Below are 14,006 nucleotides of genomic sequence, written 5' to 3'. Positions count from 1 at the left end.
TGATTGGGATTGATCATCCAATCCGCTGAATATCCATAAAGGCGCGGCCTTCGGATAAGTACTCTATCGATAGGTCGGATTAAACGTTATAGGACTAGGCCCAAAAGCGCCGTAACGCTCTGCCCTGTGCCTATAGTGGCGCAATGACCACGGTGATAATGATGACGCAGCCCGTTTCAGCGGTACTCCAGCTGGTATTCCACTCCGGTTTCCACCATGCCTTCCTGCAAAATCCCGGAGGTGTAGTACTCCCCGTGATAGAGCAGCATCGCCATACCGTTGGTGAGTTCTACTTCTTGTGAGTTGGCGTTGCTACGCAGATCGATGTCCTGCTGACGGTCGTTGAGAATTGAAACCTGCACGCCGCTGGCATAACCAGAACCCCGCTGGTTGTTCAAACGCCCGCTGTCCTGATCCACATTGCTGCCGGTCCCCGCCCAGCGGGCAGTAACCGCAACGGCCTCACAAGGCTGATCCACCGAACCCACCTGGATGGCGAACTGCCGCATACCCGCCCGCTCACCGGGCACCCTGAGGGCGGGCGAGGCAATAGTGGGAAGGGCAATGGTGGCATCTCCTGCCCTGTCGCTACCTTCGCTACCTTCGGTAGCAACGATGCAGGTGTAGTTCACGACCTCTCCCTGGAGCCTGATGTCGCCAGATTGGGCCAGGGCATTCCCGGCAGCAAGGAAGCCACCGAAGATCAATAGGGAAGTTTTCATAATCAGCCTTTGATTAAGGAAGCACATTGATGGAGTAGAGGCAGCGTATCGGGCATGGCAGTTGCGCGCCATAGGAATGGGCTGATTTTGCTCAGGCACGCCACGCCTGCGCGGCAACCGAGCCCCAGGGCCGTTGCCATTCACCCTATTGGGCTACGCCCGCAATCAAGAGGCGCAGCCCAGCAACCCCATTGCACCGGGCCTTCTCCCGCGAGCCGGCAGCGGGAGCCGCCCGGCAGGGTTACAGGTAAACCAGCTCGAGCGTCGCCAGGCCGTCGAGGGGAACTTCGTTGTCCAGCGGCAGCGCGTCGCCACGGTTCAGTGCCGCCTCCACTGTCATGGTGCCGCTCAGGTTGGAGAACGCCACCGGGTTACCCCCCTGGGTCTGCGACCAGGACAGGCGGAACGTCGGCAGGGGCTGAAAAATGCCGAAACTGGTGTTGGCCCAGGATCCGGATCCGCTCGTGGCGTTGATAACGGTATACGCATTGGTGCCATCGGCGGTGAACGAGCCCTGGCGCATACGCAGGACGTAACCACCGACGTTCGCCCCGGAAACCGTCCCCAGGCCGAAGTTGGTGGTGGCGATGTACGCGCCGTTCAAGGCCGCCGGGATGCCCGCCACGTGGCTGGCCTCGCGGTTATCCACCACGCCCAGCGCCACACGGGTGGGCGCGTCGCAGCCGATGGTAAATGGCACATCCTTCTCCGGCAGCACAGTGAACCCGCTGCGGTTCAGGGACGACACCGGAATATTGCCGTAGTCCACTACGCCGCCGCCGACCAGGGTCGGCACGCAGGCCGGCGGCGTGACGGTGCCGGTAACGCGCACATCGATCGACTGGGCCCGGGCGCCAAAGCTGGCCGCCGCTGCCACCGCAAGAACCGAAAGGCTGGTGATAAAACGCATAAGAAACTCCCAAGAAAAAATGGCCAATCTGCTGGCCAGACGCATGCCGGGACTCCGCCCGACACCCCATACAGCGCGTACAAGTCTGAGGGGGGGCACGACCCTCGCGCCATAGGTCCAGGCCCAAAATCGGGCTGCGCAGCCAATCACCCGGCTGCACCGGCCTCGCCCCGCCGCGGCGAACTCATTCACCCACTGGCCATGAGTCACGCAAAAAAAAGGGTGTACCGACGCAAGATCGGTACACCCGCATGGGCAGCCCCGGGGAGCAACCAGATGGGCGGCATCCGGTGAAAAACGGGAGCCGCCTTGGCAGAGTTACAGGTACAGCAGCTCCAGGGTGGCCAGGCCGTCCAGATTTACTTCGTCGGTCAGCGGCAGATCCTCGCCGCGGTTCAGCACCGCCTGAACGGCCAGGGTGCCGTTCAGGCTGCTGAAAGCAACCGGATTACCACCGGAAGTCGCCGACCAGGAGAAGGCACTGTTGGCGTCATGGTTCAGAACGCCGGTGGTATTAGTCCAGGAAATGGTAGGAGCGGTGCGGTCATTAGTCAGGACGGTGAACACACTTTCACCATCCGCGGTGAAAGCGCCCTGCGCCATGGTCATGATGTAACCACCGACATTGGCGCCAGACACTGTGCCCAGGCCATAGTTGTTGTTGGCCTGAGCGTCGGCGCTGATCGCCTTTTGGATATCGGCAACCTGGCTGGCGGCGCGGTTATCGACGGTACGTACGGCCACGGAGGTCGGCGCATCGCAAACGATAGAGAACGGCACGCTCTGCTCCGGCAGCACGTTGAAGCTGGTCATGTTCAGCGACTCACCGGAAATGGTGCCATAATCCACCACGCCGCCACTCGACAGGTTCGGAACGCAGGCAGCAGGGGTAATGGTGCCGGTCACGCGCACGTCAATGGACTGGGCCTGAGCGCCAGCCGCGGTGGCCAGGCCGGCGACGGCGAGGGTCAGGGCGGACAATTTGGTAGCAAAACGCATAGTAAACTCCAACGGAAGTATTAAGGGCAGAGCCCGAGAATGTAAGCACCGACAAGCAGAAGCGCCTTCATCGGTACCATCGGCTGAAAGTGTACCGAGCCCCACTCACCCCCCCTATAGGACTGCGCCCAAAACCGGGCGGCGCGGCGTCATCACGCAGAATGGGTGAACTCGAAACAAAAATGGCTGTGCCGGCGCAATACCGGCACAGCCGAAGGGGCGGGTCCCCGGGGGCGTCAGTTCCACCTGGTGGCAGGCGGCAGCCGCCTTGGCTGGGTTACAGGTAGACCATCTCCAGGGTGGCCAGGCCGTCCAGTGGCACCTCGTCCTCCAGCGGCAGGGCGTCGCCGCGGTTAAGCACGGCCTCGACCGAGAAAGTGCCACTAAGGCTGCTGAAAGAAATCGGCCGCCCTGCCTGCGTACCCGACCAAGAAGTGCGCCACTGCGCAGTGTGGAGCATGCCCCCTAGGAGGCTACGCGCCCAACTCACGCCCGAGTTGGAGGAATAGACAGTGTGCACAGCATTACCATCAGCCGTGAACGTCCCCTGCATCATCCGCATGACGTAGCCACCGATGTTAGCGCCTGAAACAGCACCCAACCCAAAGTTGCCATCTTCGTACGCAGCGTCACTGCCAAGCACCGCCGTGATACCTCTAACCTGGCTCGCAGTCCGATTGTCGGTTGGGCGCAAGGCTATACGGGTCGGCATACCGCAAGTGATCGAGAAGGCAAGAGTCTTCTCGGCCAGAGGGTTAAATGCTGTCCTGCTCAAGCTTCCTACGTAAATTTTTCCGTAATCCACCACACCGCCACCGGCCAGGGTCGGCACACAGGCCGGCGGGGTCACGGTGCCGGTGACGCGCACATCCATGGATTGGGCCTGGGCACCGGCGGCGGCGACCATGCCGGCGGCGGCGAGGGCCAGGGCGGACAGTCGGGTGGCGAAACGCATAAAATCTCCTTCAAGGTGTTGCGGGTGAAGCCCGGATAGCCAGGCGCCGGCAGGCATCCCCAGGCCGGCATAATTAACGGCCAGTGTGCCCAAGCACGCGCCGGCGCAATACCGGCACAGCCGAAGGGGCGGGCCCCCTGGGGCGTCAGTTCCACCTAGTGGCAGGCGGGCGCTGCCCGGGCAGGGTTACAGGTAGAGCATTTCCAGGGTGGCCAGGCCGTCCAGCGGCACCTCGTCCTGCAGCGGCAGGGCGTCGCCGCGGTTCAGCACGGCCTGGACAACAAGATTGCCGCTCAGATTGCGGAAAGCGAGCGGCCGGCCACCCTCAGTTGCGGACCAAGAAGTGCTGTAGTCACTACGATGCTGCGTTGTGCCAAATCGAGTGTGCCCCCACCCGGCATTATTGTTACCGCTGTGAACAGTGAACACGCTAGCTCCATCGGCGGTGAACGTCCCTTGTCGCAAGTGAATGAGATAGCCACCCACCCTGGCCCCTCCCACCGTACCGAGGCCGAAATTGTGAAGCTCGACAAAATCAGTGCTAATGCCTCTCAGAATACCTGCAACCTGACTTGCAGAGCGATTGTCGACCGAACGCATAGCTACCCGGGTCGCGACGCCGCAGGCAATCGAGAACGGGACGGCCTTCTCGGGCAGGGGATTGAGCTCGGTTTCACTCAAGGTCGACACCAGAATCCTGCCGTAATCCACCACACCGCCGCCCAGAGTCGCAGCACAGGCCGGCGGGGTCACGGTGCCGGTGACGCTCACATCCATGGATTGGGCCTGGGCACCGGCGGCGGCGACCATGCCGGCGCCGGCGAGGGCCAGGGCGGACAGTCGGGTGGCAAAACGCATAAGAATCTCCTTCAAGGTGTTGCGGGCTAAGCCCGGATATCCAGGCGCCGGCAGGCATCCCCATGCCGGCATAAGCAACTGCAAGCCTACTTAAGCACGCGCCGGCGCTCTATAGGACTGCGCCCAAAACCGGGCGGCGCGGCGTCATCACGCAGCATGGGTGAACTCGAAACAAAAACGGCTGCGCCGATGCAATACCGGCACAGCCGAAGGGGCGGGCCCCCTGGGGCGTCAGTTCCACCTAGTGGCAGGCGGGCGCTGCCCGGGCAGGGTTACGGGTAGACCATCTCCAGGGTGACCAGGCCGTCGAGCGGCACTTCGTCCTGCAGCGGCAGGGCGTCGCTACGGACCAGCACAGGAGTGACCGACAGCGTTCCAGCCAAGTTCGAGAAGGCGATCGGGTTGAAACTGGTGGACCAGGAAACCCTGTATTGAGGCAAGTTCTGCAATGCGCCCCCCTCGAGGTTAAGAAACCAACCACTACCACTCAGACCAGTATGGACAGTGCGAACGTCGGCGCCATCGGCGGTGAACGTGTCCTGCTTAAAACGAATGACATAGCCGCCTACATTCGTATCACCGACCGCCCCAAGGCCGAAATTCTGATAGTTGGTATAGACAGAACCAAGAGCGGACACGATGCCTGAAACCCGGCTTGCCTCGCGATTGTCGAAAGTACGTACCCATACGCGCGTGCTCCCTTGGCAGGCTATCGAGAACGGGAATTCCTTCTCGGACAAAATAGTGGGCTCAGTCCTGTTCAAGCTTCTGGCGTCAATCCTGCCGTAATCCACCACCCCGCCGCCGGCCAGGGTCGGCACACAGGCCGGCGGGGTCACGGTGCCGGTGACGCGCACATCCATGGATTGGGCCTGGGCACCGGCGGCGGCGACCATGCCGGCGGCGGCGAGGGCCAGGGCGGACAGTCGGGTGGCGAAACGCATAAAATCTCCTACAAGGTGTTGCGGGCGAGGCCCGGATAGCCAGGCGCCGGCAGGCATCCCCATGCCGGCATCACTGACCGAAAGTGTGCCCAAGCACGCGCCGGCGCTCTATAGGACTGCGCCCAAAACCGGGCGGCGCGGCGTCATCACGCAGCATGGCCGAACTCGAAACAAAAACGGCTGCGCCGGCGCAATACCGGCACAGCCAAAGGGGCAGTTTTACAGGTAGATCATTTCCAGGGTGGCCAGGCCGTCCAGCGGCACCTCGTCCTGCAGCGGCAGGGCGTCGCCGCGGTTCAGGACAGCCTCGACCCTCACCTCACCAGTCAGCGACGAGAAAGCGAGAGGTTGCCCTCCGCGAGTAGCCGACCAGGACGCCATGACACAAGTGCCAGCGTGATATACGACTGCACCTCCAGCGTGCACCCAGTTTGTGCCACAGCCGCCAATCGGTCGTACAACAGCGCCATCAGCCCTGAAGGTATCCGGGGTCAACCACATAGCGTACCCACCGACATTGGAACCAGAAACCGTGCCAAGACCAAATATGGCAACATCGTTGACACCCGGCCGAATACGAGGCACCGCACTCCCGGCGCGGTTATCGGATCCACGCAGTGCCAAACGGGTCGGCGCATTGCAGGCAATCGAGAGCGCTATGGTTTTATCTGGCAAAGCATTGAATGTGGTGGGGTTCAAGCTTCTTGCGGAAATCCTGCCGAAATCCACCACACCGCCACCGGCCAGGGTCGGCACACAGGCCGGCGGGGTCACGGTGCCGGTAACGCGCACATCGATGGACTGGGCCTGGGCACCGGCGGCGGCGACCATGCCGACGGCGGCGAGGGCCAGGGCGGACAGTCGGGTGGCGAAACGCATAAAAATCTCCTTCAAGGTGTTGCGGGCGAGGCCCGGATATCCAGGCGCCGGCAGGCATCCCCATGCCAGCATAAGCAACTGCAAGCCTACTTAAGCACGCGCCGGCGCTCTATAGGACTGCGCCCAAAACCGGGCGTCCGTCTTAGCGCGGCACCAGGTGGAAGCTGCCGTGGCCTTCCAGCACGCTGATATCACGTGCGCGGGTGGCGGCGTCGTCGATCCGGGTGTCGATCTCCACCTGGACGGTAAAGACCTTGCCGGTCGCTTCCGCGCCTTCGGCGGCGGTGACGACCACGCCGCCCGGCTTCATCTGCGCGGCGCCGGACGGGCTGCCGGTGTCGCCATTGGCCGAGCGCGATGCAAGCTGGACGGGCCGGCCATCCAGCGTCGCATCGTGCAGGCGCACGGTGAAGGCGCCCTGCCGAGCGAAGCGATAGGCGTCCTCCCCGGCGGGCGTGGCGTCGAAGCGCAACCCCATGGCGGTGGGCTGGCGGCACGCCACGGTCAACGTCAGCTGGCGCTTGCCCAGGGCAATGGCGCTCATTGCGGCACCCGTGGTCAGCTCACCGCGATACAGCGCGCCGTAGTTCACTTCGCGGCTGCTGAGCTGCATGTCACACTCGGCGGCCAGGGCCAGGTTGGCGACGAGCGCCAGCGCGGCGGCCAGCCAGCGTACGGAAGTTCGTTGGATGCTAGGCACGGCACACCGCCGGGGCCTCGTCATAGAAGGCTTCATCGTCGCTCTCCTCGGGGAAGTCGATAGTCAATGTGCAGGTCTTGTCATCGGGCAGGGACACTTTCAGCACCTGCTTCGGGTCCGCGTCGGACAGGAACACGGTGCCATTATCCAGCACGCTGGTGATAAAGTTGTTACCGGTGTCGAGCACCGACGACCCCATCGGCAAGGGTTGGTTGCCGTCATCGACGGCGGTCACCAACACACGGCGGGCCTGGATGACATCGAAGGCCAGGTGGCTCACCGAGCCACGCCCGGCCTCTATGCTCTGGTAGCCGTTGCGCAGGTCGACGTTGCGCGGCAGGGAGGCCGTCTGCACTTCAATACGACTGTTGCGGTAGGCGTGGAGTTGCGGCAGCACGGCCTGCCCGGCACCGTCGGTCCAGACCGGGCCGCTGGGGGTGCTGATCTTCACGCCGGACACATCGCCCACGTCGACGATGCCGAAGGTGTCCTGCAGCTGATAGGGAGACAAGGTAACGCCATCCTTGTGCGCCACCACGCCACCGGAAATGCGTCCGTTGTAGGTGGTGCTGGTGCCGCTTCTGGCATAGCCCAGATCCACCGCCGCATAGCGCGGCAACAGTGAGAGGTTGGCGGAGCCATAGTTGCTGCCGCCCGAGCGGCCGCCGTCATCGGTGCGCTCGGCCGCCACGCGATAACTAACCTGCTCGTTAACCACATCGGTCAGGGCCACGCCGGTGCGCAGGGTGTCGCCCCGCCGGCTGGTGTAGGCGCGTACGCTGCGGCTACCGAAGGGCACGCTGACGCTGAGGTAAACGGCATCGCCTTCGTCCGCGCCGTTACCGGAGCCACCCATGCTGGTCTCGACGCTGGCCGTCACGGTGGCGTGCCTGAAGCTGCGCCCCCAGGAGCCGGTCAGGCGATTGCTGGCGTAGTCGTCGAACGAACGACTGGTGGAATAGGACAGGTTGAAGCCGCCCAACATGGCATCGGACCAACCGAGGGAGGCGGTGTACTGGCGCTGGAGGCGGCCCCGGAAGGGGTCGCCATCCAGCTCATCCAGCAGGGTGTCTGATAGCTCGCGGTAGCCCGGGGTCTGCTGAGTGGCGGAAACGCTGGTGGACAGTTTTTCCGTCAGGCGCGTCCCGACCGAAACGCTGAACTGGGTTCCCGTCATCCCCTCTTCCGAGGCATTGGCGTACAGGTTTCGTACACTCAGGCTGGTGTCGCGCCTCAGGGCGACGTCCGCGCCCCCGCCGACCGATTGGTATTCCTCGGTCAGCATGGCGCCGGCGACCCCGGTAAGGCCGGCACCGAGGTTTTTCGCACCGGCGACCGTGGCCAGCAACGGCTCCTTGCCATCGCCATCGCTCAGGTCACGCACCTTGCCCAGAGCGAAGCTGTAGCCGGGCTGGGTGCGCACCGTGGTGCGAAACGACGCGGCCGGCACGACGAAGCGCCGTTCCCCCCCGTCGGTTTCGCGCACCGTCACGTCCAGGTCGGTGCCTGTGTTGAGCAGCGGGATGCCCGTCAGCGAGAAGGGTCCTTCCGGCACCAGTGTGGTGTAGACGAGCACGCCGGCCTGGCGCACTTCCACCGTCGCCTGGCTCTGCGCGATACCGTCCACCACAGCGCCGGTACTCGAATCGTTCAGCAAGGCGGTCTCCGGCACGAACTGAAAACCGGTAATGGGCGCGCCGGCGAAGACCGGGCTGTTGATGTTGATTTCGCCGCCCTGGACCACGGCCTTGTACTCGGGCAGGGTGCGCTGGGCATAGGTGTAGAGCTGGTCGAAGCGCGTGGAGTCCTGATCCCTGGTGTACATCTGGCGGCTGCGGACGATCCAGTCGCCCATGTTGAAGCCGACCTCGGTGGAGGCGGACAGGTAGTCCTGGGAGCCCCCATCGAAGGAGGAGCGCATGCCCAGCAGGTCGTAGTTGAGGATGCCGGCGGTGCCGCCACGGCTGAAGTGGCCGGCTTCGGGGGCATCGCCCAGCAGGGCTTCTTGCGGCACCACCAGGAAGATTTCTTCCTGGTTGGGTCGCAGGGTCACCTCCGTTTGCGGATAGGCGCCCACGAAGTCGTAGCGAGGATCACCCTCGCCCTCGCCCTCGCCCTCGCCGCCCAGCACGAACTTGGAAGCCGGCACGCGCAAGCGAGCCTTTGCCAGCAGGTTGTCGTTGAAGATAAGGCGGCCCTGGCTGTCGAAACGGGCATCGACCCGCCCGAGCTTGACGCCGTTGACCACGAGGGAGACGAGACGCACGCCTTCGGTGAACTTGGCCGCTTCACGGAAGTACTCGGCCAGCTTGGGGTCGATGCCGCGCTGCCTGAGCATTTCTATGTCGAAGCCCCCGTGGGCTGCAGCCGCCTGCGTCTCTGCAAACACGACGGCGGGGGCCGTCGCCAGCAGGCTGCAGATCACGCAGGCCAGCGGCGTCAGGGCGATGGAGTGGGCTTTTTCGGACCCGAACCGGGCCCGATCGCCCTTGCGAGTAGCCTTGATGAGATTATTCATGATGTCGGTACACGGCGTTTGGCCCCGCCACGGCGAATACGCCGCGGCGGAAGCGAGAGGGAGAATGGCTCGGGTCGGCGGCGTGGCGGCCGAGTCGTCAGCTGGCGCCGACCTCTGCGTCGTAATGCTCGACGGCGTAGCCATAGACGGTGGCCGGGGCTATGGTCACCGAGGTCGCGCTGATCGGGTCTTTTGCCGACACCGGCAGCGTTTCACCGGGCAACACGTAGGTGCGCGGCAGGAGCGCCTGCTGGCCCGATGGCTTCAGCGTCAACTCCTGGGCCAGGCGAACGACATAGGGGCTGTCGTTAACCACCACCAGCTTGTCGCCGTCCATGCGCCACTTCAGCAGCGTCCAGGGCTCGCGATGACGCTCCAGGCCCTTGGGGTGAATGAGCAGCGGCAGGTTCTGGCGCACCGTCACGCCCACCCGCGCCCTGCCGTTGGCATCCGGCCGCTGGGCGATGCCTTCGAAGATCACACGCTTCAGCCGCTGGGTTGCCGAGGGCTCGCCACCCCGGCGCAGAAAGCGCACCAGCTGGGTTTCGCCGGCTTCGACACGCGCCACCGGAGGGGTGAGCACCACCAGGGTTTCCTGGTCCTCGGGGATGTTTTCGATGGTGGTGTAGAGCAGCGAAGGTGTGTCGTCGGTGTTCTTCACGTTAATGCTGACTTCGCCCTGGCCTTCATCGAGGATGACGACCGAGGTCTCCGGCTGCATACCGGTCGCCAGCGCAGTGACTCCTGTCAGTGCTGCCGCCGTGCCGATCAGGGCGCCGAGCAAATGTTTCTTGAATTGAGTCTTCATGGTTTCACCTCTTCGATGGGCCTGCACCAAGCATCAGGAGCAAGCTGTGGAAGCCAATTTCTGAGGTGAATTATGAGGAATCAGGGCAACCCCCGATATCGGATGAGGATTAAAAACCAATCCCGGTCCAATTGCGGATTAAGGCGTTCCCCAGGCTTAAATCGCAGGTTAAATACAATAAAATCAATAATTTAATTAAAACGCATGAGCAGCCAGGCATAGGGCATTCCTAGGTGAAGGACTATGTCCGGTCTCGGGTCGTGGCTCGCGGCGGTGGCACCTCCATGAACGAATGCGCCAATACTCCGCCAAAGCTAACGCACCACAACCCGACGTTTTGGGCCATCCCCTATATTCACCGGCTCACGAGTGAGTTGAAATCAGCATGGAAAGCACCGCTCCCTTCGGTGATCCGGGCTATCGGGATCCCGAAAGCGGCAGCTCTGCTCCGGCAAAGTTAACCTCTCGTCCACATCAAGGAGATACCCATGACTCGTTTTTCCATCGCAACGCTCTTCGCCGCCCTTGCCTTCACCCAGGCCGCCAATGCCGCCGTGCTGAATGAAGTCAATATTTCGACCGCCGACGCCCAGCAGCTCGCAACGGCCACGGTTGCCGCGTGCCAGGCCAAGGGCTACAACGTCAGCGCCGCGGTGGTAGACCGCTCCGGCCTGTTGAAAGCCTTCGCTCGCGCCGACAATGCCGGCCCCCATACCATCGAGGCCAGCCAGGCCAAGGCCTTCACCTCCGCATCGACCAGGGCACCGACCCTGGCCATCATGGAAAACGCCCAGAAAAATGCTGGCGCCGCCAACCTCACCGATATTCCCGGGTTCCTGCTGCTGGGTGGCGGTGTCCCGGTCAAGGCCGGCGATGCGGTCATCGGTGCCATCGGCGTAGCCGGCGCGCCAGGTGGTCACCTGGATGCCCAGTGTGCGAACGAAACCCTTGCGGCCAACGTGGCGCTCTTCAAGTAATCGCTCCCGCAAGAGCCGCCCCTGGTCAAATGCCAGGTGGCCTGTCAGCGGTCGTCAATGACGGCAGGGTACTGGTATCGCGAGGGTCTCCACACGCCCGAATTGAGCATGCCATGGGCTGTGGCGCTTGAGGTTGATCGAACAGGGAGCCGCCTGAACCGGCAGGCTCCTTTCTACTCTGCGGTTACCAGCTGACTCTCACCCCTGCATTACCACTGGCGCCTTCCAGTTCATTGGCGTCCATGTTTGCGCTGTAATCCGCAGCAAGGTATACGCTGACCGTAGGCGACAGGTCCGCCACTATGCCTATACCAAGATCAGCGTATGTCGACTTGTGGTCACTCTCGATCCGGTCAACGCCATCATAGGTGACAGTGTCGATGCCACTAAAGGTTTTCCAGGCGTTAACCCGAACGTAGGGCTCAATGGGCGTGTCCTGTACGAGATAGCGCCCTTTCAGGCGTGCGCCGAGTCTACCCGTCCAGTAGTCCTCAGAATCGAACGATACCGTCGAAATACCATCATTTTGGGTGTCCAGGTCTATCTGTTGGTTGATCAGCTGCATTTGCGGCTCCAGCACCCAATGCTCTGAAATGGGGAACGGATAGCCTGCTTCGGTTGATAACGTCAGTACGCGCCCTTTGTTGTCCATGCCCACACCACGATCGGATTTGTTATCGCCGTCCAGGCGCGTCCCCATGGCCACAAGGTCCACGTACCAGCCTTCTTGTGGATCAGTCATGCTCCAATAGGCGCCGTAGTTATCGCCGTTGAGTTTTACACTGCCGGAGCGACGATCCTTAAAGCCCTCGGCGAAACCTCTGATGTCGCCCTGCAGTCGGCTTTGACCGATGAAAAAACCAAGGCGATGGTTGTATCCGCCGTCAGTTTCCGAGGCAAACAGGTCATGGCCCACCTGATAGCCTTTGCTTGAACCATCGAAGCTCGGTGAAACCGTACCGGACCAGCTTTTGTTGAAGCCACCGCCATATACACGCCCCCACCCGGCCGGCGTGTCTGCTTTCTTGCCTAACAGGCTTTGCTCTCCCTGGCGATCATGGAATGTGCCCAGGGTTTGCAGGGCCATCCACTGCGCCGCAGGTACCACCACCGAGTACACCGGTACTTCCAGGCGGTAAAGGGGAATCGGGTCAGCACCAGCGACTGCCGTCGGCAATGGCGGCGTGTTGACTGCTGGTTGGGGTGATACTCCGGAAGGTCCTGCGACCACCGAAGAACGCAGATACCAGCTGTTTTCCGATCCAGCGCTGACTCCGCCCTTAAACAGGTAGTACTGGTAGGCACCGGCGGAAGGCGAGCCCTGCAGGGTAAAGGCATCCGCATTGCTGACGGCACCATTGAGTGCCTGTACGACCTCTATCCCGTTGTTCTTGGTGAGACCGCCAAGGCCGCCCCGATTGGTCACCACCAAATGAGTACTGCCGGTGATGCTTCCTCCCGACACCACCAGTTTGTCTGTGGCAGCGTTGTCGTCTCCAAGCACGGTTTGCAATAGCAAGCGGCCATCACTGCCCGCGTAATTACCATGCACCGTGAGTGAGTCTGCGGCGCTGTGGCTGTTGGTGGTCATGTCGATGGTGCCGGCGTTGTTGACAGTCACCAGCTGGCCGGCGGTGAAGGGGCGTATGTCACCATTCGTCGATGCCAGCACACTGCTGCCGTCAATGGATAACGCCCCGGTATTGCTGTTGCTGTCACCGAGAAAAAAGTCTCCGGTTAAGTCGAAGTGCGAGTTGTTATTGAGGTTGACGTCTTCCCAGCCAATATATCGGGAGGCGGTACCGGCAATGGTGTTGTCAAAGATCAGCCGATCGCTTCCCAGGCCGCCGTCTACGGAAGGAGTGGAGCTCAGAAGGCTCTCTTTCAGACCAGCAAGCAGGGCGGAGTCGTTTCCATCTCCCATCAGCACCGCTGAATTGATCTGACCGCCATTTATCCAGTTGAATGTGTCGTCCCCTGTGCTGGCCCGAATCTCACCGCCAATGGTGCCACCGCTGATCGTGATGCTGTCGGCTCCCCCGCTGGTACTAATATTGCCGCCAATATCGCCACCCGAGACCGTAATGGTGTCGATATCAAAACCTGTCACCAGGTTGCCAAGAATAGAGCCGCCAGACAGGTCGTAAATATTCTTGTCCAGCTTCATGTTGACCCTGCCGATGGTGCCACCAGTCTGCTTTGCCACGTCACCATCCTCAAATGCACCGACGATTGTGCCGTCAGTCATCAGGAAGGTATCTCGGCCGTCCCCCTGTGCGAGAGAACCTATCTGTCCGCCCGTCATAACAAAGTCATCGATGCCATTTTCTTGGGAAGCGGCTCCGGAAACGGTACCCGCGCTGATACGGAATTGATCCGCACCGTCGCCTTGCGTAACGGTGCCGACGATATTTCCCGAGTTCATATCGACAACATCATCTCCGATGCCGGTAGTGACGTCTCCGTTGATAGTACCGGTTCCTCCTGCCGGGAGAATTAGGGTGTTGTTACCCTGCAGGTCGGTGAGCCCTGTCGCGCTGGAAGCGCTGTCGCAGATAAAAGTGTCATCCCCCGGCCCGGGAGTGAAGTTGCAAGCTGCTTGAGCCTCTTGTATCGCCATGCTAATCAGTGAAATACCCCCTATACCGAGCAGGCGATATTGCGGGATGGCACGTTCCATATGCATAAGGCGGCCCTCTGACTTGTTATGATGAGTGAATTGAATTTAGCCGTGTG

The 14,006-nt window shown here is 62.0% G+C and carries 12 protein-coding genes; 1 reads left to right on the top strand and 11 read right to left on the bottom strand.

The genetic code is table 11. The annotated features are described in order from the left end of the window. Positions 1 to 176: 176 nt before the first annotated feature. The 10 genes from ACLEIV_RS05460 to ACLEIV_RS05415 form a co-directional block, all read right to left on the bottom strand. On the bottom strand, positions 177 to 632 hold the full coding sequence (locus tag ACLEIV_RS05460) for a fimbrial protein (RefSeq protein WP_410455649.1): 456 nt from the start codon (positions 630 to 632) through the stop codon (positions 177 to 179). Between the two features lie 331 nt (positions 633 to 963). After that, a complete protein-coding gene (locus ACLEIV_RS05455) occupies positions 964 to 1,677 on the bottom strand; it encodes a DUF1120 domain-containing protein (RefSeq protein WP_410455648.1) in 714 nt (237 codons plus the stop codon). Between the two features lie 273 nt (positions 1,678 to 1,950). After that, a complete protein-coding gene (locus ACLEIV_RS05450; protein WP_410455647.1) occupies positions 1,951 to 2,631 on the bottom strand; it encodes a DUF1120 domain-containing protein in 681 nt (226 codons plus the stop codon). Between the two features lie 277 nt (positions 2,632 to 2,908). After that, positions 2,909 to 3,586 carry a DUF1120 domain-containing protein gene (locus tag ACLEIV_RS05445; RefSeq protein ID WP_410455646.1) on the bottom strand — a complete coding sequence of 226 codons (678 nt, stop codon included), beginning with the start codon at positions 3,584 to 3,586 and terminating at the stop codon, positions 2,909 to 2,911. A 186-nt stretch (positions 3,587 to 3,772) separates the two neighbouring features. Continuing rightward, a complete protein-coding gene (locus ACLEIV_RS05440; RefSeq protein ID WP_410455645.1) occupies positions 3,773 to 4,444 on the bottom strand; it encodes a DUF1120 domain-containing protein in 672 nt (223 codons plus the stop codon). Between the two features lie 272 nt (positions 4,445 to 4,716). Continuing rightward, positions 4,717 to 5,388, bottom strand: coding sequence for a DUF1120 domain-containing protein (locus tag ACLEIV_RS05435; protein WP_410455644.1), 672 nt, complete (start codon positions 5,386 to 5,388; stop codon positions 4,717 to 4,719). A gap of 219 nt (positions 5,389 to 5,607) precedes the next feature. Then, positions 5,608 to 6,267: a DUF1120 domain-containing protein gene (locus tag ACLEIV_RS05430; protein ID WP_410455643.1), complete on the bottom strand. Its 660-nt coding sequence runs from the start codon at positions 6,265 to 6,267 to the stop codon at positions 5,608 to 5,610. Between the two features lie 142 nt (positions 6,268 to 6,409). Beyond that, positions 6,410 to 6,967 carry a DUF1120 domain-containing protein gene (locus tag ACLEIV_RS05425; protein WP_410455642.1) on the bottom strand — a complete coding sequence of 186 codons (558 nt, stop codon included), beginning with the start codon at positions 6,965 to 6,967 and terminating at the stop codon, positions 6,410 to 6,412. Then, positions 6,960 to 9,485, bottom strand: a complete 2,526-nt coding sequence (locus ACLEIV_RS05420) for a fimbria/pilus outer membrane usher protein (protein ID WP_410455641.1) — start codon at positions 9,483 to 9,485, stop codon at positions 6,960 to 6,962. Before ACLEIV_RS05420 ends, ACLEIV_RS05425 begins: the two co-directional genes overlap by 8 nt. A gap of 97 nt (positions 9,486 to 9,582) precedes the next feature. Continuing rightward, complete coding sequence (locus tag ACLEIV_RS05415; RefSeq protein ID WP_410455640.1) at positions 9,583 to 10,293, bottom strand: fimbria/pilus chaperone family protein; 711 nt, start codon at positions 10,291 to 10,293, stop codon at positions 9,583 to 9,585. 488 nt (positions 10,294 to 10,781) lie between these two features. Between ACLEIV_RS05415 and ACLEIV_RS05410 the strand changes: the two genes are divergently transcribed. After that, complete coding sequence (locus tag ACLEIV_RS05410) at positions 10,782 to 11,270, top strand: GlcG/HbpS family heme-binding protein (protein ID WP_410455639.1); 489 nt, start codon at positions 10,782 to 10,784, stop codon at positions 11,268 to 11,270. Positions 11,271 to 11,454: 184 nt separating this feature from the next. On the opposite strand, the gene ACLEIV_RS05405 is transcribed toward ACLEIV_RS05410, so the two are convergent. Then, entirely contained in the window at positions 11,455 to 13,956 is a 2,502-nt protein-coding gene (locus ACLEIV_RS05405) for an autotransporter family protein (protein ID WP_410455638.1), read from the bottom strand. Between the last annotated feature and the right edge of the window lie 50 nt (positions 13,957 to 14,006).

The organism is Oceanisphaera submarina, from assembly GCF_046521305.1.
In the GTDB taxonomy this organism is placed as follows: Bacteria; Pseudomonadota; Gammaproteobacteria; order Enterobacterales; family Aeromonadaceae; genus Oceanimonas; species Oceanimonas submarina.
Note: the sequence above shows the minus strand (reverse complement) of the source record. Positions and strands in the feature narration are given on the sequence as shown.